Annotated in this window: 14 protein-coding genes, 1 pseudogene and 1 riboswitch; of the genes and pseudogenes, 8 read left to right on the top strand and 7 right to left on the bottom strand. The window is 61.6% G+C overall.

Annotation, left to right across the window (positions count from 1 at the left end):
• The first annotated feature begins 105 nt into the window (after positions 1-105).
• The gene (locus RhoBH5_RS26190) at positions 106-1,899 is read left to right on the top strand and encodes an alanine racemase (RefSeq protein WP_270008964.1); all 1,794 of its coding nucleotides are present in this window, start codon (positions 106-108) and stop codon (positions 1,897-1,899) included.
• A 31-nt stretch (positions 1,900-1,930) separates the two neighbouring features.
• Positions 1,931-2,773, top strand: coding sequence for a hypothetical protein (locus tag RhoBH5_RS26185; RefSeq protein WP_042447964.1), 843 nt, complete (start codon positions 1,931-1,933; stop codon positions 2,771-2,773).
• Here the strand turns inward: RhoBH5_RS26185 and RhoBH5_RS26180 are convergent, their stop codons facing one another.
• The gene (locus RhoBH5_RS26180) at positions 2,774-3,748 is read right to left on the bottom strand and encodes a TauD/TfdA dioxygenase family protein (protein WP_003940665.1); all 975 of its coding nucleotides are present in this window, start codon (positions 3,746-3,748) and stop codon (positions 2,774-2,776) included. It abuts the gene before it with no gap.
• 111 nt (positions 3,749-3,859) lie between these two features.
• Here RhoBH5_RS26180 and RhoBH5_RS26175 point away from each other — a divergent pair, with 111 nt between their 5' ends.
• Positions 3,860-4,408, top strand: coding sequence for a nuclear transport factor 2 family protein (locus tag RhoBH5_RS26175; protein ID WP_230358892.1), 549 nt, complete (start codon positions 3,860-3,862; stop codon positions 4,406-4,408).
• Between the two features lie 3 nt (positions 4,409-4,411).
• Here RhoBH5_RS26175 and RhoBH5_RS26170 read toward each other — a convergent pair whose 3' ends face one another.
• Positions 4,412-4,645: a hypothetical protein gene (locus RhoBH5_RS26170; RefSeq protein WP_047269827.1), complete on the bottom strand. Its 234-nt coding sequence runs from the start codon at positions 4,643-4,645 to the stop codon at positions 4,412-4,414.
• Positions 4,646-4,925: 280 nt separating this feature from the next.
• Between RhoBH5_RS26170 and RhoBH5_RS26165 the strand changes: the two genes are divergently transcribed.
• Complete coding sequence (locus RhoBH5_RS26165) at positions 4,926-6,419, top strand: stealth family protein (protein ID WP_020970156.1); 1,494 nt, start codon at positions 4,926-4,928, stop codon at positions 6,417-6,419.
• A gap of 51 nt (positions 6,420-6,470) precedes the next feature.
• Here RhoBH5_RS26165 and RhoBH5_RS26160 read toward each other — a convergent pair whose 3' ends face one another.
• The 3 genes from RhoBH5_RS26160 to RhoBH5_RS26150 form a co-directional block, all read right to left on the bottom strand.
• The gene (locus RhoBH5_RS26160) at positions 6,471-7,838 is read right to left on the bottom strand and encodes an NtaA/DmoA family FMN-dependent monooxygenase (RefSeq protein ID WP_270008963.1); all 1,368 of its coding nucleotides are present in this window, start codon (positions 7,836-7,838) and stop codon (positions 6,471-6,473) included.
• A gap of 20 nt (positions 7,839-7,858) precedes the next feature.
• The gene (locus tag RhoBH5_RS26155; protein ID WP_270008962.1) at positions 7,859-9,205 is read right to left on the bottom strand and encodes an LLM class flavin-dependent oxidoreductase; all 1,347 of its coding nucleotides are present in this window, start codon (positions 9,203-9,205) and stop codon (positions 7,859-7,861) included.
• Positions 9,188-9,301, bottom strand: a riboswitch (SAM riboswitch). Its footprint overlaps the gene before it by 18 nt.
• Before the next feature lie 78 nt (positions 9,302-9,379).
• Positions 9,380-10,285: a phosphodiesterase gene (locus RhoBH5_RS26150; protein WP_214927361.1), complete on the bottom strand. Its 906-nt coding sequence runs from the start codon at positions 10,283-10,285 to the stop codon at positions 9,380-9,382.
• A gap of 339 nt (positions 10,286-10,624) precedes the next feature.
• Between RhoBH5_RS26150 and RhoBH5_RS26145 the strand changes: the two genes are divergently transcribed.
• Positions 10,625-11,998: a dicarboxylate/amino acid:cation symporter gene (locus RhoBH5_RS26145; protein ID WP_003940669.1), complete on the top strand. Its 1,374-nt coding sequence runs from the start codon at positions 10,625-10,627 to the stop codon at positions 11,996-11,998.
• A 171-nt stretch (positions 11,999-12,169) separates the two neighbouring features.
• A pseudogene (locus RhoBH5_RS26140) lies at positions 12,170-12,530 on the top strand (excalibur calcium-binding domain-containing protein).
• A 52-nt stretch (positions 12,531-12,582) separates the two neighbouring features.
• Here RhoBH5_RS26140 and RhoBH5_RS26135 read toward each other — a convergent pair.
• On the bottom strand, positions 12,583-13,701 hold the full coding sequence (locus RhoBH5_RS26135) for an alpha/beta hydrolase (RefSeq protein WP_125051585.1): 1,119 nt from the start codon (positions 13,699-13,701) through the stop codon (positions 12,583-12,585).
• A gap of 111 nt (positions 13,702-13,812) precedes the next feature.
• Here RhoBH5_RS26135 and RhoBH5_RS26130 point away from each other — a divergent pair, with 111 nt between their 5' ends.
• Positions 13,813-16,995 carry a DEAD/DEAH box helicase gene (locus RhoBH5_RS26130; RefSeq protein WP_270008961.1) on the top strand — a complete coding sequence of 1,061 codons (3,183 nt, stop codon included), beginning with the start codon at positions 13,813-13,815 and terminating at the stop codon, positions 16,993-16,995.
• A 113-nt stretch (positions 16,996-17,108) separates the two neighbouring features.
• Entirely contained in the window at positions 17,109-17,684 is a 576-nt protein-coding gene (locus RhoBH5_RS26125) for a TerD family protein (protein ID WP_003940660.1), read from the top strand.
• Positions 17,685-17,765: 81 nt separating this feature from the next.
• On the opposite strand, the gene RhoBH5_RS26120 is transcribed toward RhoBH5_RS26125, so the two are convergent.
• Complete coding sequence (locus RhoBH5_RS26120; RefSeq protein ID WP_270008960.1) at positions 17,766-19,055, bottom strand: plasmid pRiA4b ORF-3 family protein; 1,290 nt, start codon at positions 19,053-19,055, stop codon at positions 17,766-17,768.
• Between the last annotated feature and the right edge of the window lie 576 nt (positions 19,056-19,631).

Genomic DNA, 19,631 nt, shown 5'->3' with positions numbered 1-19,631 from the left:
AGTGTCCTGCGACACAACAGTTGGAGCAAAGTTGCCCAGCTCACGCCAACCGTCCGGTCTGGAATGCCCGGATCGTGAACCACCTTCGGAGAAAACGGGGAGATCATGACCGGACCGACCATCACCGTCGACCTGCGTCGTATCGAACAGAATGCGCGCGTCCTCGTCGAAGCGTCCAATGCCAAGGGTATTGCGGTGGCGGGCGTCAGCAAATCTACATGTGGCTCCCCCAAGGTGGCGCGAGCAATGGTCCGCGGCGGCGTCGCACAGATCGCCGACTCCCGCCTGGACAACCTGGCCCGCATTCGCCGCGACGGCATCACCGTTCCCCTGATGCTGATCCGCGCACCGTCGCTGAACGAGATCGACGACACGATCCGCTACGCGGACATCAGCCTCAACTCCGAGTTGACGACGATTGCTGCTCTGGGCAGAGCAGCACGAACGCGAGGAGTCGTCCACGACATCGTGCTGATGATCGACCTCGGAGATCTCCGCGAAGGAATCCTGCCGGCGGAGGCGTTGGACGTAGTCGCTGAAATCCTTCCCATCGAGGGCATCAGACTGATCGGAATCGGCGCGAACCTCGCGTGCGTCGGTGGCATCCAACCGACCGTCGACAACCTGTCGAATCTGGTCTACCTAGCCGACGAAATCACGAAGCGGTTCTCGATCGAACTGCCGATCGTTTCCGGCGGCAATACGTTCTCGCTGCCACTACTCGAGACGGGCACGATGCCCGAGGGGATCAACCATCTGCGTTTGGGCGCCAGCATTGTTCTGGCCGAATCACCTACTCCCCCCGGACTGTACGAACTGCTGAACAACGATGCCTTCACTCTCACCGCGGACATCATCGAGGCCAAGGTCAAGCCGTCGCGGCCGTATGGAGTCTCAGGCGAAGACGCATTCGGCCGACGCCCCGTCTTCGACAACGAGGACAAGCCGAGCCGACGCCTGATCTTGTCCATCGGCCGCGAAGACATCTCGCCGGAAGGCTTGACCCCGATCGATCCGCGCCTGAAGGTGATCAGCGCCAGTAGCGATCACCTCCTCGTCGACGCCGGAGAAACAGGTGACGAATACCGACTGGGTGGCACCGTCGACTTCACGATCGATTACGGCGCGCTCTTGATGGCGATGACATCGCCCTACGTCGAAAAGCGATACGTTCTGGGCACCGAACCGATCGATGCCAATGCGACCGTCGAATTGATCGACCTCGAAACTACCGGCCTGGCAAGCCATCTCCTCGATCACGGTCTACGTGAGGACATGTCCGGAATCGGTTTCGACTGCATTCAAGCAGAGAATGCCGCTGCGGATCTCACAACGCTGCCGCTGTGGCTCACTGCCGAAGCCTGGCAGAACACCAGAATTCCGATCGCCACCGAACCCGGAACCGATTTGGGTGCAATCATTTTCGCTTCACACGGTGACATCGAACAATTGCTGTCGTCGGCGGCGGATCTGCACGGCCCCAGTTTGGAGAACACCGTCTTGGTGGGCGTCAAGAACGCCACGGTCGATCACAAGCGCGCACTCGACGAGTACGGGGTATTGCTGGTGACGATCGACGAGATCGATCGCCATGGCATGGCGGCCTTGATGCCTCGCGTCCTCGCCGCGGCGGGCCAGGGTGTGAACGGCGTCCACGTCCATTTCGACATGGACATCATCGACGGACGTGTTCTCGGAGTCGACGACACGACACATCTGGGCGGCCTCACATTCCGAGAAGCGCACCTCGCCGCCGAATTCATCAGCGAGACCGGTCTGACGAGATCGATTTCGATCGGCAGCGTCGCGGCAGCGGATTCCGATCCCCTCGGACGGCAAGCGACCTTCGTCGACGGACTGGTTGCATCGCTGCTCGGGCGCAAGGTGGTCAAAGCCTGACGCTGTCGGCAGCCCTTGCGAGAATCGTCCGATGATCACGCGGAGCTCCGGTCAGCACGTATTCATCGCACTCGGCACGCCATGGATCGATGCCGTGGTCGCGTTTCTCGAACCCCGAGCCCGTGTCGATCCCTGGATCATGCACGGAAAGATGGCCATCGGTGACCTGCTGGTCACGGTTCTCGATACCACTCCTCGCACGCTGCTCTGCATCGAGACCGTGGCTGCGCCCTTCGACGGCACGTCGCCGATGGAAGTCGATGAACGCCCGTACGAACTCCACGGTTTGCCCACCGTTCCAGAACTCGAACAACGATGGTCCATCACGTTTCCCACGGATCCTGGGCCGGTCGACGACGCACTGGCCGACCGGATTCTCACGGCCGGCCAGTCACACTATGCGCACTACTTCGGCGACATCGACACGCTGGATCCGACGTCCACAGCTGCCCACGCCCGAACGTTGATGAACGAGCGGGGCAACTGCACAGGTTGCAGCTCACCGATGCCGTTGCGAAAGTTCAACAGCAGCGATCGCCTTCACTTTCATTCCGCATCACGGATCTTCAGGCAGGCTGAACCTGGTGACGACTACCCAGCCGTCCTGTGCCGCAAGTGCACCGGAAGGATGGCCACGTCTGGGCACACCAACTTCATCGACTACATGCTGGCGAAGAATCCGTCGTGCCCACTCTGCGGTGCACACAGAACCGCTCAGTGTGCACCGGGGATGCCGGTCCATCCGTTCGATCACCTACCGTGGCTCGCCGTAACTGGCTGCGTCGTGGGACCGGACACCCCGGAATGGACGTGCCGAGCGTGCAGTCACTCATGGGGACAGATGTTCCCGCCGGATCACCCGCAGCACGACTGATCAGTTCGCGGCGAAGCCGGGAAGCCGATCGATGTCCGCGATGATCGAATACTCCGCGGCGTCACCCTGGAGGATTCGACTCTGCTCGCCGTGGACGTCGACGGGGACGTCGCCGGCCAATGTCACTCGGTGCACACTGCGCGCCTGAGTCCCGTAGTCGGCGATACCGTAATGCTGAGTCGCCTGGTTGTCCCAGATCGCCAGGTCGCCGGCCGACCAGTTCCATCGAACAGTGTTTTCCAACTTGATGATTCGTGCCTGCAGGATCTGGTAAAGAGCTACCGACTCCGACGGTTTGAGCCCGACGAACTCCTTGAAGAAGTGACCGAGCAGGAGGGTCTTCTCCCCCGTCGCCGGATGGATACGCACCACCGGATGTTCGGTCTCGTAGATCTCACGGGTGAATTCGGCGTAGTAGGCCTGGCGCTGCGCGTCTACCGGGTTCGCCTGATCGACAACCTCGGCATAGTCGTAGGCATTGGTGTGAACGGCCCGCAAATTCTCGACCAAGACCTTGAGTGAAGACGGCAGTTGGTCGTACGCGGCGGTGGTCGACGCCCACGTGGTCGCTCCGCCGTACTCGGGAATGGTCGTCGCTCGCAGAATCGAGGCTTTCGGGATGCGGTCGACAAACGTCACGTCCGTGTGCCAACTGTTGGCGGCTCGGTCGAGCACCAACAGCTTGTCGCCCCTGGACTTCACCGTCGGATGCGGGGTGGTCTGGGTGCCGAGGGTTCCGGCGAATTCGTACTGCGACGTGTCGTCGAGATGATGCTGCCCACGGAAGAACACAACCTTGTGCGCTGCCAGCGCATAGTTGATCGCGTAGGCGGTCTCTTCGGACAGATCCCCCGAGAGGTGTACGCCGTCGATGCGGGCGCCGATCAGCTCACCGACCTTGTGGACAGTGATTCCGCCGGCAGCGTAGATCTGCTCCGGGGTCTGGGTGACACGTTCGAGTTCGGTGACGGACATGGCGATCTCCTGTGAGTCGGTCAAGCCTACGGGCGCGGCAGTCGTCATGGCGCTGCCTACTGTGAACACTCAATCATTTACGCTGCGGGCTCAAATACGGTTGAACTCGAGGTGATCTCAAAGTTCGCCGCTCCCTCGCCGGAGAATATTGCCGCTCACTGGGACGAGGCCGTCGTCGTTGTCGTCATGAGCTGTAGCGTGCGATCTGCCGCACCCACGTCTACGGAGGACAGCATGCAACCCGAGGGCCCTGCCGAACAGATTCGTTCAACGCTCGCTCGCATCGCGCATCTTGCCGATACCGGCTCGGTCGAGGATTACGTGGAGCAGTTCACCCGCGAGGCCGAATGGAACATGCCGGCCAACCCCGATCGCGGTATCCCCGCACAGGTACGACGTGGCCGCGAAGAAATTGCTGCTGGAGTAGTCGAGCGTCGAGCCGCCGGCATACAAGGCCCGGGCACATTCACACGCCACGTCACCACGGCGATCGCCGTGGACGTGACCTCGGAAACGACAGCCCGCGCGGATGCGGTGTGGACGTTCTACGTCGACACAGCCACGTCGCCCGAACTCAGCGGCGTCGGGAGCTACGCGGACGAGTTCGAACTCGAAGACGGGCGGTGGCGACTGTCGCGACGAGTGATCTCGCGCGGCTGACGGTCAGTCTTCTTCGCCGGTGATCGCCTCACACCAGTCTTCGACCTGATCGATCCCCTCTTCCGTCCATTCCGGGCTCATGTCTTCGAGTGCATCGAAGACCACCTCGCAGGTCAGCATCTCTGGTGAACCCTCCGACCCCGCTGCCTCGGTTCGCTCCGCAGACGCTGTCGCAACTGGGCCGGCGGCCAGCGCAACCGCCACCGCGCCTGTTCCGACCATCGCTTTCACACGCATCGGTTCTCCTCCTTCACTCTCGCTTCGGTCCTCGGGGTACCCGACTCGCCCCGCCCTACCCATCGCCGTCACTCATGTCCGACTTTCGGCGCCGACGGCATAGACTGAGCTCGTCGCCACCACGCTCTCGCAGCGTCGGGGGCGACAGATACACAGCTGGATCAGAATCGGAAGGCATCCCATTACAGAATCTCCCGCTCCGCACGACATCTACTTCGTACCCCCGGAGCAGGACACCCCCAATCCCGTGGAACCGGCGTCGGCCGCGTCACGCGCACGGATGGGCGAGCTACCCGAGACCGTCCGATTCAAGAATCGTTTTGCCCTCGCGATCACGACCACCACGCCGCTTGAGGCGATGGTCGAAGATCTCCTCTTCATCCGTGACATCCTCGACGCCGCAGGAATCGAGTATCTACTCGTCCGCGGAAACGACGAGCGCCCCGTGATCGCGGTGAGCTGGACCGAGCGCAAAAACCTGCGGCAGGCACTTGTCGAGGGATGCGCAAACGCACCCTTCTATTCCAAAACCGTCGACGCGAAGAAGAGCCCAGCGCTCCTTGTCGCGGACGGTGCCCTGTCGAAAACCAACAAGTCACGGATCTTCCGCTTGTTCCGTCCGCGGGTTCACGTCGCAAGCGGCATGAACTACGGCGCGAACATCGGCGTTCAAATCGAACTGTGGTCGATTTCCGACGAAGAAATCGTCCTACCCGTCGAGAACTCACTGACACGACGAACCGTCCTCCCCGAAGAAGCTGTCCGAGGAACCGTCGAGCGATTCGGCCGGATCTGGCCGACCATCGAGAACATGTTCGCCGATCATGCCTCCGATATCAGCTTCGATATCGATCTGGTCTTTTCCTGGGTCGACGGCTCTTCCAAGGAGTTTCAGGCTCAGCGCGCCAAGCGCATGCAGAACTACATCGTCGGAGAGGGCGACGAATCAGAAGCGCGCTTCCGTCAGATCGACGAGCTCAAATACGCGCTTCGATCCATCCACATGTACGCGCCGTGGATCCGGCGGATCTTCGTCGCAACCGATTCCGATCGTCCGGACTGGCTTGCGGACGATCCGCGAGTCACGTTCATGCCCAGCGAAAAGTTCTTCGCCGATCCAAGTGTGTTGCCCACCCATAATTCTCAAGCTGTCGAGTGCCAGCTGCACCATATTCCGGGTCTGGCGGAGCATTTCCTCTACTCCAACGACGACATGTTCTTCGGTCGCCCCGTCGGCCCCGATATGTTCTTCTCCCCCGGCGGGATCAGCATGTTCATCGAGGCCGACACCAGAATCGGTTTGGGACACAACGACAACGACCGCAGCGGGTTCGAGAATGCGGCTCGCGTCAACCGCCGTCTGCTACAGGACCGCTTCGGTCTGATGACCACCAGACATCTGGAGCACGCAGCGACGCCACTACGCAAGAGCGTGATGGCCGAGATGGAACGCGAGTTCGCCGAAGACTTCGCGGCCACTGCAGCAAGCACCTTCCGCGCGAGTTCCAATATCTCGGTGACCAATTCGCTGTACCACTACTACACGCTCATGAGTGGACGGTCGGTGGTGCAGAAGTCCGCCGCCGTCAAATACGTCGATACGACGGTCAAGGCCGGTTTGCGCGACATGGACTCACTGCTCGCCAAGCGCTCCATGGACTTCTTCTGCCTCAACGACGGCAGCGCTCCGGAGATCGATCTGGAACTTCGCACACGCAAGATCACGGAGTTCCTGGAGAGCTACTACCCCATCCCGGCGCCCTGGGAAGCCTAGACGAAACAAGGGCCCAGCCGATTTCGGCTGGGCCCTTGCTACTTCGGTCGATCAGCGTGCTGTCACATGCTCCCGTTGCACCGGAATGGGCAGTCCGAGATTGTCACGCAACGTCGTTCCTTCGTAGTCACTGCGGAGGACACCTCGATCCTGCAACAGCGGCACCACGTCGTCGACGAACTCGTCGAGGCCGGTCGGCACGAGGTGCGACCCGAGGATGAATCCGTCCGAACCGTCGTTGCTGACAAACGAATCTATTTTCTCGGCAACCTGCTGCGGTGTACCCACGATCGGTCCACGCTCGAACTGATCGATCACCACTTCGCGCAGATTCAACTTCTTGCTCTCGGCGACCGCGCGCAATTTTGCCACGGTCGCGAAACGATCCTGGTGAATGAAGGCGCGCCCCTGGATGATCGGCGGAGCCTCGGGGTCTGGTGCGATATCGGGTAGGGGCCCTTCGGGGTCGTACTTCGACAGATCGAGATTCCAGATCTGTTCGAGCAGAACCAAAGCGGTCTGGCCGGTGACCTGCTGGTCGCGAATCTCTCGATACTTCTCGATTGCGTCCGCCTCGGACGTGCCGAGAACAAAACTCGCCGACGGCAAGATCTTGATGTCACCCGGGTCGCGTCCGGCCGCAACGGCACGAGCCTTGATGTCACGATAGAAGTCGGCTGCCTCGGGCAATTGACCATACGGTGAGAAGATCGCGTCGGCATTACCGGCAGCAAAATCGCGCCCCTGCGGCGACACCCCGGCCTGCAGAATAACCGGGCGCCCTTGCGGGCTACGCGGCACCGTGAATCGGCCGTTCACGTCGAAATGTGATCCATGGAAAGCAAATTCACCGGCATCCGGTCGCGCGAGAAAGCGCCCTGATGCCTTGTCGGCCACGATGTCGTCGCTTCGCCACGAATCCCAGAGTTGACGCACCAGCGCTACGGTCTCCTCCGCACGCTCGTATCGTTGCGCACGATCCAGGTATCCGCCGCGACGAAAGTTCTGGCCGGTGAATGCGTCGAACGAGGTGACGACGTTCCAGGCGGCACGTCCTCCGGACAACTGATCGAGCGTCGCGAATTGTCTTGCCAGCTCGTAAGGCTCGTTGAACGTGGCGTTGATGGTGCCTGCCAAACCGAGGTGTTCGGTCACTGCTGCCAACGATGCGAGCACGGTGAAGGTGTCCGGCCTACCGATGATGTCCTGATCGAAAATCTGTCCTGCACGCTCACGAAGGGCAAGGCCTTCGGCGAGGAAGAAGAAGTCGAACTTCCCACGCTCGGCGGTTCGAGCGGTGTGTTCGAAGGAATCGAACTCGATCTGGCTGCCCGCCTGCGAATCCCACCATGCAGTGTGATGGTTGACGCCGCCGAGGTAGGCACCCAGGATGACCTGCTTACGCTTCTGAGAACTCATGAAAATGTATTCCTCGTCTGTCAGGCGGCCGGAGTACCGGCGGCGTAGCGGTTGGGAACGTCGATGGGTAGGCCAAGCAGTCCGCGAAGATTCGTCTGCGGATACTCGGTGCGGAATACGCTGCGTCGCTGCAATTCAGGTACCAGCTCACCTGCGATCGCGTCGAGGTCGTCCACGACGACGCCCGGCCGCAACCGGAAGCCGTCGATTCCCAACTGCTGCCACCGGAGCAGAAGATCTGCCAACTCAGCCGCGGTGCCGGTGAAGGTCAGCGCGTCCGAACGGTATTCGGCGCCGGCCTGCGCGTCGAGGCGAGCGAGCCGTTCCTTTCCGGTTTCTTCCGGAGCATCGAAGAATACGACGATGTCGGTGAAGACCCGAAGCGGTTCGCCGGTGCGCTGCACGTGTTCTTCGGCTACTCGCACTTCACCCAGGATTGCCGTGACCTGCTCGTCGCCGAACGGCGTCACGAACACCAGATCGGCCGTCCGCGCCGCCAGCTCGTACGCGACCCGCTGATGAGCCAATGCGGTGACGACGGGATGCCCCTGCGGCGGGCGCGGAGTCACCGACGGTCCACGGACCGAGAGGTACTTTCCCTCGAAGTCGATGTAGTGCAGCTTGTCCCGGTCGATGAATCGGCGCTGCTCCACATCACGGATCTCGGCGTCGTCCTCCCAACTGTCCCAGAGTCTCCGGACGACGTCGGCTGCCTCCGCAGCTTCGTCGAACAGCGCGTGCACGAAGTCCGGAAGGACGCCTGAAACGATCGACTGACGGTCGGCATCGGTGAGCGCTGGGATGTCGCGGCGCCCGAACTGTGCTGCCTCGGATTCCGACGCCGACACCTTCACCTGCCATCCGGCGCGACCGCGCGAGGTGTAGTCCAGCGTGGCAACGGCTTTGGACACGTGGAACGGCTCGGTGTGAATGGTGGTGATGGTAGGGATCAAGCCGACATTGCTCGTGATCGGTGCCAGTCGGGCGGCCACGAGATGTGCGTCGAGCCGAGCGCGCACCCGGTCAACCGCGTCGTCGACGGGCGCGAGTGGGTCCGCAGGAACCGAGAGACTGTCCTCGATGGTGACGAAATCGAGCAGACCGCGCTCGGCGGTCGTCACCACGTCAGTCCAGTACGACGCGCTGAACAGCTCACTGGGGCGCGAGTGCGGCTCTCGCCAGGCCGCTGGGTGCCAACCGGCACCGTCCAGCGCTACGGCGAGATGCAACGGAGCAAGATGAGAAGAGGGGGTGGAGGTCATCGGCGCATACTCCTGTTCGAGAACTACTCGGGAGCGCACAGTGCCGACCGCAGAAACCGTCAGCACCCGACTGACGGTTCTCGTGGCGACTGCCGCTTGCGACACGCACCGCGCGTATCGCCAGGTGTGATTCCGGGGCACCCCATCGGCAAGAAGGGTTGCCGTCCAGCTAGCCGGTCCTTGTTGCTGGAGCTCTGCACCTACCTCGACGGTAGTGAGTACGCGACCGCCCGGCAATCACCCAGAACTGCGCGTGGGTGTCGGAAACCGCCTGCCACCTCAGATGATCGAGCGTGCCGCCTTTTCGCTCTCGAGGATTCGAATGCCGGCAGCACTGAGCCTCCGGGCACCCTCGGCCGCGTCGACGGGCTCACCGACCGTCACGTGCGCGCCGAGTGGAACGACCGAATGAACAATTGTCTCGTCGTACACGTGCACCAGATTGCACCCCTGAGCCCCGTCACGACCACGCTGACCACCGACTTCCACATTCAGGTCCTGGGTGTAACACGTCGACGACGCCACGGAAACCGGAATGCCGGCGAACGTCGCCGTCGTCGAATAGTGCAGATGCCCAGCAAGAATCGCCCGGACGTCGCTGCCACGCAAGACGTCCGCCAACCGGGACTGATCGCGCAACTCCACCAGAACCGCGAGATCCTGAATGCACGGAACCGGCGGATGATGCAGCGCCAGAATTGTTCCGTCGGGCGCCGGCACCGCCAATTCTGCGCGTAGCCAATCCAATTGGCCATCCGTGATCTCACCGTAGTGATGCCCGGGAACCGACGAATCCAGGGTGATCACCCGCAGTCCGTCAAGGTCGTAGACGTTGTCGACGGGATCATCGGTGGCGTCCTCGCCCAACAGCAGAGATCTGAACGTAGGGCGGTCGTCGTGGTTGCCCATCGCCCAGACGACCTGCGCATCGATCTCGGCCGCCACAGGTTCCACGATGGCTTTCAATTCCGCGTATGCGTCGGGGTGTCCCTGGTCGGTCAGGTCGCCGGTGAATATCAGTGCATCCAGGCGTGCGCCCGAGGCCACGATCCCGCTGAGCACTTCCCGCAATCTCGTCGACGCATCCACGGCGTCGTACAACTCCCCCTGAGCCACCAGATGCGTGTCACTGAGGTGCACCAGGAAATGCTTCGGACGCGGGTACTCGGCATTCCGAACGCTCATCGGTCTCTCGCTTCCGCTTGCCGACGCGTAGGCGCCGGTGCGGCACCTACTGATCGTCGAGACTAGTCAACCGACCAACAGTGACTGATCGGGGCACGCCCGACGAACACGAAGCGAACTCCCGCGGCGACCCTCGGGATCGAGTAGTTGAAGCTGCGAGTAGTGTGTGGACAGTGTTGTTCCTGACCAGTCGGCGTTACGTCGACCTTCGCCTGCAGGCGAGCGCAATGTGTACGCGCTCGCTCTGACCTGACGCGTACCAGGAAACATTTCTTCGAATCTGCCCGGCCTCTGGTGCCGCGCTGCGTTTCGCTCCCTTGATTTTCGAAAGGCATAGTCATGCCCAGCTCCACCTCCACCGGCGTGCCGGAAAAGTCCACGTCCCGTTTTCCGTCCTGGGCGACGGCATTCGGACCGCAGATCGTCGCCGGTCTCGTACTCGGCGTCATCATCGGTCTCGTCGCCCGGGCAATGCCTGATGCGGCCGACGGCAACGTCAACTGGTTGGTCGGCACCGTGCAGACCATCGGCTCGAGTTACGTCAAGCTGCTCACCGTTGCGGTGATCCCGCTGGTGTTCACCGCCATTGTCAGCTCCATCGCCAACCTGCGCCAGGTCGCCAATGCAGCTCGCCTGGCCGTGCAGACCTTGCTCTGGTTCGCGATCACCGCTTTCATCGCTGTGATCATCGGCATCATCGTCGGCCTGATCACCGATCCCGGTTCACGGACCGACGTCGCCGCCGAAGCAGCGAAGGAACCCAAGAGTTCCGGCTCGTGGTGGGCGTTCATCACCGGACTGGTTCCGAACAACTTCCTGGGGTTGGGTGCAAAGACTTCCGTCGCCGAAGGCGTGGCGACTACATCGCTGAGCTTCAACGTCCTGCAGCTGCTCGTCATCGCCGGTGCAATCGGTATTGCTGCACTCAAGATCGGTCCCAAGGCTGCGCCGTTCCTCGAGTTCAACGCTTCGCTGCTCGCGATCGTACAGAAGGTCCTGTGGTGGATCATCCGCCTCGCCCCGATCGGCACCGCCGCGCTGATCGCCAACGCTGTCGCCACCTACGGCTGGGATGCAATCGGCTCGCTGGGCGTCTTCACCGCCGCCATCTACATCGGTCTGGCCATTGTCTTCTTCGTGGTCTACCCCATCCTGATTGCCGCACACGGTCTCTCGGTTCGAAGCTTCTTCTCCGGTGTCTGGCCCGCAACTCAGCTCGGGTTCGTCTCGCGCTCGTCGATCGGCACCCTGCCGCTGACCGAACGCGTCACCGAACGCAACCTCGGTGTTCCGCGTGAGTACGCCTCGTTCGCCGTTCCGCTCGGTGCCACCACGAAGATGGACGGTTGCGCCGCAATCTATCCCGCGATCGCGGCAATCTTCGTCGCCGGCTTCTACGACGTTCCGCTGACCTTCACCGATTACCTGCTGATCGTCGTCGTTTCGGTCATCGGCTCGGCAGCAACGGCCGGAACTACGGGTGCGACAGTCATGCTCACACTCACACTCTCCACCCTGGGTCTTCCCCTTGCCGGCGTCGGACTGCTCCTCGCAGTCGAACCGATCGTCGACATGGGCCGTACCGCAGTCAACGTCACCGGCCAGGCACTGGTCCCGGTCATCGTCGCAAAGCGTGAGGGAATCCTCGACAAGGAGCGCTTCGACGCTCCCCGCAACGGTGATCCCTTCGCCGAGGAACTTGTCGACGCGTAACCCTCGATGACTACAGCAGCGTCCCCGCACCTGAGCAATACGGTGCGGGACGCTGCTTTTCACCCCAGATTTCACCCTTACCGAAATAAACCATTTGGTCGTTATGACCAGTATGCTCAGCCGGCACAGCCCTCAGAAGTGGAAGGGCTGCCCAGTTGAACACGAGGTCACATGAAGCTCCGCCGTCTGGCATTCAGCGTCGCAGGTTGCGCCGCAATCACTCTGGTTGCCGCACCCGCCGCTCAGGCATCCACGGTTTTCGATTTCCTACCGATCGAGATCGCACGCATGATTCCGACTGGCTCTGCCGACGCAGTCCAGCCGTTCCTTCCCCCCGGTCTTCGCACCGCCGGCGCCGCCCGCTCCGCAAGCGCCCCAGAACCAGCCGGCGCCGCAGAACACTCCCGCACCAGCGCGGTACTACCAGAACTGCACAGCCGTTCGTAATGCCGGCGCAGCTCCGTTGTACCGGGGCCAGAACGGATACGCCCCGCATCTCGACCGGGACAACGACGGCATCGCCTGCGAGTGATCCAACGCTCGGGTTGTGGTGCATCCACAACCCGAGCACTGTTGTCGAACCGTCAGACGCCCAATGCCCGGGACAGAGTCGGCCACGCCTTCGGCAGTCGTTCACGCCAATACGCCCACGCGTGCGTGCCGTTCGGCTCGTAATCCACCTGCGCCGGAATCTTCAGCTCCTGCAACCGAGCGTCGAACATCTTGGTGCAGGCGTGGGCGGCAACCTCGATGCCGCCGCCGATCACCAGACGCTCGAGCAGTTCAGGAGTCTGCAGCGTCTCGTCAGATCCGGGACGACCGTTTGCAGTCGACACGTAGATTTCCTTGCCACGCAACTTCTCTGCGTTGATCAACGAATCGTGTGCCTCCCACTCCGGTCCCCCTGGCACACCCCAGATGTTGGCCGGATCTCCGCTTCGAGACGATATCGTGGCCTGGACGGCAGTTCGGCCGAGCGGATCCATCGTGGAATAGCAGCCGCTGAATACGGCAACGCCGCGGTACATGTCCGGAAAGCGTTGGGCGAGCATCATTGCGCCCATCGCGCCCATGGAATTGCCGGCAATCGCGTTGATTCCGTTGGTCTCGAGTCGCGCGTCGATCAGCGGTGGCAACTCCTCGGTGATGAAGGTTTCCCACTTGTGCAGTCCCAGCCGCGGATCCGGATTCTCCCAGTCCGAGTACAGGCTCGCGATTCCGCCATTGAGCATCACGACGTTGACGTTCTTGTCGGCGAAGAACGCCGGGGCGCCGCCGATCGTCATCCATCCGCTGCTTTTCTCTCCGGCGTCGACACCCTCGAGCATGTACAGCGCTGGGCGCGGAACCGAATTGTCAGCGGGTAGCAAAATCTCGACGCCGACCTCGCGTCGAAGTGCAGGCGACGCCACCGTCAGCCTGACAGCCTGCGGTGCGGTCACCTTCTCGCCGACGATGGCCGGGACGACGATGTCGTCGCGCAGCTCCGGCTTGGGGCCCGGATCCTCCTGAAGCGGTCCTGGGATCGTCGACCCCGAACTCACGCTGCCCTCGACGCTGCCCAGACTTCCCGAGCTTCCCGAGCTCCCGGAACTCGGCGCTGCCGTCGACAGTCCGCCCAACTGCAAAGAAAGTGCACAGACGGCCAAACACACCGCACCTGTGCGCGCAGATCGGATCCACGCACGCCGCTCAGTCCTCATGAAACTCCCAAACCAGTCAAAGATGTTTCCGTGAACATACCGTGCAGTTCGGACTTTCTTGGACAAACGACCACGACAAGATCTGTCGGTCACCGCTACTAGGCTGGCCCCGTGCAACCGGATTCAGTCAGGGCCCTCGACCTCGACCGAATTCGCGCTGTCGTGGGCACAACCACCTACGAACGCGGACTTACCTACCTGCGGCAGAATGCAGTCGAATCCATCGCATGGAACGACACCGCTGACACCTTGACCGGCGCTGTATCGGGAACTGCGCGAGAGCCGTACACCTGCACGATTTCGGTAAGTCGCAGCGCGGCCGGTAAAGCAACGTTCACGCGTGGCCTCTGCACGTGTCCCGTGCGGATTAACTGCAAGCACGTAGTCGCGTTGGTGCTCGCAGCGGTGGCCGAGGCGAACAAGACTCCACAACACCTCGGATGGGACAGCGCGCTCGAGGAGTTGCTCCGACCAGACCCCGACGGCCGCACAACTCCCGGACTCGGCATTCAATTCATCGCGCGAACCAAAGGCGCATCGACACGGCTCCTCGTCAAACCAGTGCAACCAGGAGCGAGAGGGTGGATCTCCGGCGGACTCGCCTGGAACAAACTCGGAAGCACTTTTCAGTTCCCTGCCGACCACATCCGGGTTCTACGCGACATTCATCTCCTCCACAGCGCCGGCAACCATTACCGAAATCAGAATGCAGCGGAGATCGATCTTGCCGGGTTTCCGAGCCCGCAACTCTGGTCGCTTCTTGATGAGGCGATCAGCGTCGGCGTTTCACTCGTTCACTCGAAGGCCGGCCTCGGCAACATCTCCCTACTCGACGACGCCAACATCTGCCTCGACGTCCACGGAGCGGAAGACAACAACCTCCGTCTCACTCCCCGAATTCAGACCGATGGGCACATCATCACCCATTCCGACTGGGGACTTGTCGGTACACCGGCACATGGAGTCTTCGCGCTCGACGCCGCCAACGCGATCACGCTCGCACCGCTGCACACGCCGGTCACCCACCAATTGAGGCAGTTGATCGACTCCGGAAAGTCAGTCGACATACCCGCCGAGCATCGAGATGCGTTCACTTCGCGGTTCGTGTTCAAACTCGGAAGCCTCGCTCCCGTCCTATCTTCCGACGGTGCTTACAACCCACCGACTGTGTCCGGTCCTCGGCTACAACTGATGGCCACTTACGAAGGCGACCACCGCATCGACATCGAGTCGGCATGGAAGTACACCGTCGATGCCGACGAACTGATCATTTCTACCGCCGATGCAACCACCGACGAGTCCGAGGTCCGCAATCACGCTGCCGAAGATGCCATCACCAACAGCCTCGGCGCGGCCGCGGCGAAGGCCACTCTCGCGGGAACTTTGACCGGCCTCGATTCCATGCAGTTCACACTCGACCTCCTGCCCCAACTCGAAGCGCACGACGCCATCGACCTCACGGTTGCAGGAACCCCCGCCGACTACCGGCCTGCAGACGACGCTGTCGTGATCGGCCTCAGCACATCAGCCCCCGACGGGGACAGCGGATCCGACTGGTTCGACCTCGATGTCACCGTCGATGTTGCGGGACAAAGCGTTCCGTTCACAACACTGTTCTCTGCTCTGAGCAAGGGCGAGATTCACATACTGCTACCGGACGGCGCCTACTTTCGGCTCGACGCACCTGAACTACTCGGCCTGCACCGTCTCATCACCGAAGCGCGGTCGCTACTCGATCGGCCTACCGGCAAACTCGCGATCAGCAAGTTTCAAGCCGGGCTGTGGGAAGAATTGACGACACTGGGAAGAGTCGAACATCAGGCAGCAGCTTGGAAGAAGCAGATCGCAGGATTGCTCGGCGGTTCCGGGATCGATCCCGTCGACGTCCCCGCCACGTTGACGGCAACACTGCGCCCCTATCAGGTCGACGGATTCCGCTGGCTCAACTTCCTCCGGCAGCACAGCCTGGGCGGCATACTCGCCGACGACATGGGCCTGGGCAAGACCCTGCAAACTCTCGCAATGATCTGCACTGCACGGCAATCGAATCCAGCGGCGCCGCCCTTTCTGATCGTTGCTCCCACCAGCGTGGTCTCCAATTGGAAATCCGAGGTGGCCAAGTTTGCACCAACCCTCCACACCGCTGTCATCACGGATACTCTGCGGCGCAGAAGAACCGACCTGGCAACACTCGTCGACGGGGCGGACATCGTCGTGACGTCGTACGCTCTCTTTCGCCTCGACACCGATGCGTATTCGGCGGGCGTCTGGTCCGGACTGGTACTCGACGAAGCCCAATTCGCCAAGAACCACAAGTCCAAGGTCCACAAGTGTGCGACGGCAGTGAACGCACCCTTCAAACTCGCGATCACCGGCACTCCCATGGAAAACAATCTCATGGAGTTGTGGTCGCTCCTCGCGATCACTGCACCAGGACTGTTCCCCAGTCCCACCACCTTCACCGACGTCTACCGCAACCCCATCGAAAAGGAAGGCGACACAGAGCGATTGGCGCAACTTCGGCGGCGCGTCAAACCGCTGATGGTTCGGCGCACCAAGGAACAGGTGGCTGCAGACTTGCCGCCGAAGCAGGAACAGATACTCGAGATCGAGTTGCATCCGAGCCATCGCGCGATCTACGACACCCACCTGCAACGCGAACGGCAGAAGATTCTCGGACTGCTCGACGACGTCGACAAGAATCGGTTCACGATCCTGCAATCGCTGACGCTGCTACGCCAACTCAGTCTCGACGTCTCGCTGGTCGGCGAGGAAAGCGGACCCGTCCCATCGGCCAAGGTCGACGCTCTCGTCGAGCAATTGGACGACGTCATTGCCGGCGGACACCGTGCGTTGATCTTCAGCCAATTCACCGGGTTCCTCGGTTCTGTCCGCAACCGACTCGACGAGGAAAGAATTCCGTACAGCTATCTCGACGGTTCGACGCGCAATCGCGGTGAAGTGTTGGAGGAGTTCAAGTCTGGTGCAGTCCCCGTCTTCCTGATCAGCCTCAAGGCTGGTGGTTTCGGCCTCAATCTCACCGAGGCCGACTACTGCTTCATTCTCGACCCCTGGTGGAACCCGGCCGCCGAGGCACAAGCGGTCGACCGTACTCACCGCATCGGGCAGACACGAAACGTCATGGTCTACCGCCTCATTGCCAAAGACACCATCGAAGAGAAGGTCATGGCGCTCAAAGCCAAGAAGTCGGCATTGTTCTCGAATGTCATGGACGCCGAAGGCACACTGGGCACCGGACTCGACGCCGAGGATCTTCGCGCGCTGTTCGAGTGAGGTGCCTATTCGGTCGAACCGCACCTACCCGCTCACGGTAATGTGAGTCGCGAACGGACAACACAGAACTCCCGAACGAAGAAATCCACTTCGTTCGAACGAGAGGAACCTGAATGGGCGTCACACTTGCCAAGGGCGGCAACGTATCTCTGTCGAAGGCCGCACCCAATCTGACCAAGGTCGCAGTCGGTCTCGGCTGGGATGCACGCAGCACCAGTGGTGCCGACTTCGACCTCGACGCCAGCGCGTTGGTCACCGGCCCGGAACGCAAGGTCCTTTCCGACCTTCACTTCGTCTTCTACAACAACCTTCGCTCGCCCGACGGATCCATCGAGCACACCGGCGACAACCTCACCGGTGAAGGTGACGGCGACGACGAGGTCATCAACGTCGACCTCCCGGCTGTACCGCCCAACGTCACCAACATCTTCTTCCCCGTCTCGATTCACGACGCCGATGCGCGACTCCAGTCCTTCGGACAGGTCACCAACGCCTACATCCGCGTCGTAGATCTGTCGAACGGCTCCGAACTGGCACGCTACGACCTCTCCGAAGATGCATCCACCGAGACAGCCATGCTTTTCGGTGAGCTCTACCGCCACAATGGCGAATGGAAGTTCCGTGCAGTCGGACAGGGATACGCATCCGGACTCGCCGGAATCGCCCGCGACTACGGCGTGAACATCTGATCTCTATCGGTACACGAAACGGGGTTCGATTCGGCATTGCCGGATCGAACCCCGTTTCGGTTGTCTGTGTCGACGCGCGAGTTAACGCCGCAAGATCGCCCTCGCGAGGTGAACAGCGCAGGGCGAGTCCGCTTTGCTGCCGAACTTCCCCAGCTCGTACCCCGTAGCGCCGATCAATCCGAGCACCTCTACGGTGCTCCCTGACGTGTCACGTCTGGGAGTCTGAGCCCCAGCCATCAGGATGCTCGACGACCGAATCGACTCCAGCGCTCCCGCGACGAAACGATGACGATCCGCCGGCGACATGCCGGCGGCTACGGCAAGGAGGACAAGGAGTTCCACCGCTCTCTGCGAGCCGCCGGGCGCAACCGGAACTCCCTCGACGATCACCGACCACGTCATTGACGCGTCCCGCTCTGCCGACTGTCCCCGCTTCGTCAGAACAATCTGCCCTTTGTGCGTTCGCACCAGGCCGAACTTCTTGAGCACTGCGAAGAGTGATCGCCCTTGGGGAAGGTTTACAGGTCCCAGTTCAGGTTCGTCGAGCATCGCGTCGACCGTCGTGAAGAAATCATCGGCACCGATCCCTTCGACACCGATCAGAGCCAGAACCGCTTGAATGCGTTGGCCCGCCTCGACGTGGACCAACTCCCCGATTGCCGACTGATCGTCAATGCCTGCTCGGGCGAGGACCGCGTGCAGTTCCGGGACTCGCGAGGGTCCCAGGCATTCGACGAGCTTCGCAATGTCGTACGACGCAGCGATCTCGTCCGGTCTAGGACTATGCAGTCGATTATTGACCTCAGCGATCTCGAATCGTGTCGGCTCGAAATCAGTTTGTGGCCATTCGAGGGTCCATTCATGGGAGCGCAGCTTCTCCGAAGCGAGAACACCGAGGAGCTGCTCGTACTCGCCAGGTCCGACGCATTCCTCCGGCGGACAAGCACCGCGACCCGCGGCACACACAACTTGGAACCCGTCGGGCAGTACTTCGGAAGATTCAAGTGTCAGCGTGTGGCGCCAGTTCCCGAAGCGTCCGTAGCGATAACTGATTTCATCGCCAGGCGAGACCATGACCTCGTCCAGGCGTACCGCGGACTCTACGATCGCCGCTCGGCCGGCCCGACGCTGCTCGGCGTTGCTCCCGGAAGCTACGTACTCTTCGACCTCGCCGGGAAATCGGCTGCCGGACTTGGACCACGCGTGCGATTGACGGCCACTCCACCCCATTGCCCGTTGAACCACCGAATGCAGGTCATCCAGATTCAGATCCGACGCGACGAGGATTCGTCGCCAGATCTGAGTGGAAACATTGTCGACACTGATACGTATCGCGTATTGCGCCGGTACCGCGCGCCTCTTCGAACGCAACGATCGCGCAATCTGAATGCCCCCACGCCCTCCGCCAGCTTCTTGCACAAACCTTTGCAGTTCTTCAGGTTCCGTCGGAACGAGTCGCAAATGCGACACCCTCGAGCTGCTCAACCCCACCATGAGACTCAGCCTAGGCCAAAGCGCTAGGGACGAAGGCACAAAATCGGAGAGTACTTCGGACTTATGAGACGGTTCACAATCTATACCTTGGCTAACAAGTCGCTACGTGCATCGGCGACGGCATCTTCCTCGCCCAATCCCTGCCCTGATGGTGTGAACGTACCGTTCCCCTCGCCCTAAGAGGGTGAGCGTGTCGTTCACTCGATCCCGGACGGGGTGGTGAGTCGGCGGCGTGCCCGCCCTTGATGGTGTGAACGGTACGTTCGGTCGATCTGAGGCGACGAACGTACCGTTCACTCGATCCGGGGGGTGCCGGCGACGGGATGTTTCGGGGTGTTTTGGGTACGAGAAAGCCCCCCAACCAGTACTGGTTGGGGGGCTTCTCTAATGCGTGTTCGGCGGTGTCCTACTCTCCCACACCCTGTCGAGTGCAGTACCATCGGCGCTGAAGGG

This window comes from Rhodococcus sp. BH5, from assembly GCF_027583855.1.
GTDB lineage: Bacteria > Actinomycetota > Actinomycetes > Mycobacteriales > Mycobacteriaceae > Rhodococcus_F > Rhodococcus_F qingshengii.
Note: the sequence above shows the minus strand (reverse complement) of the source record. Positions and strands in the feature narration are given on the sequence as shown.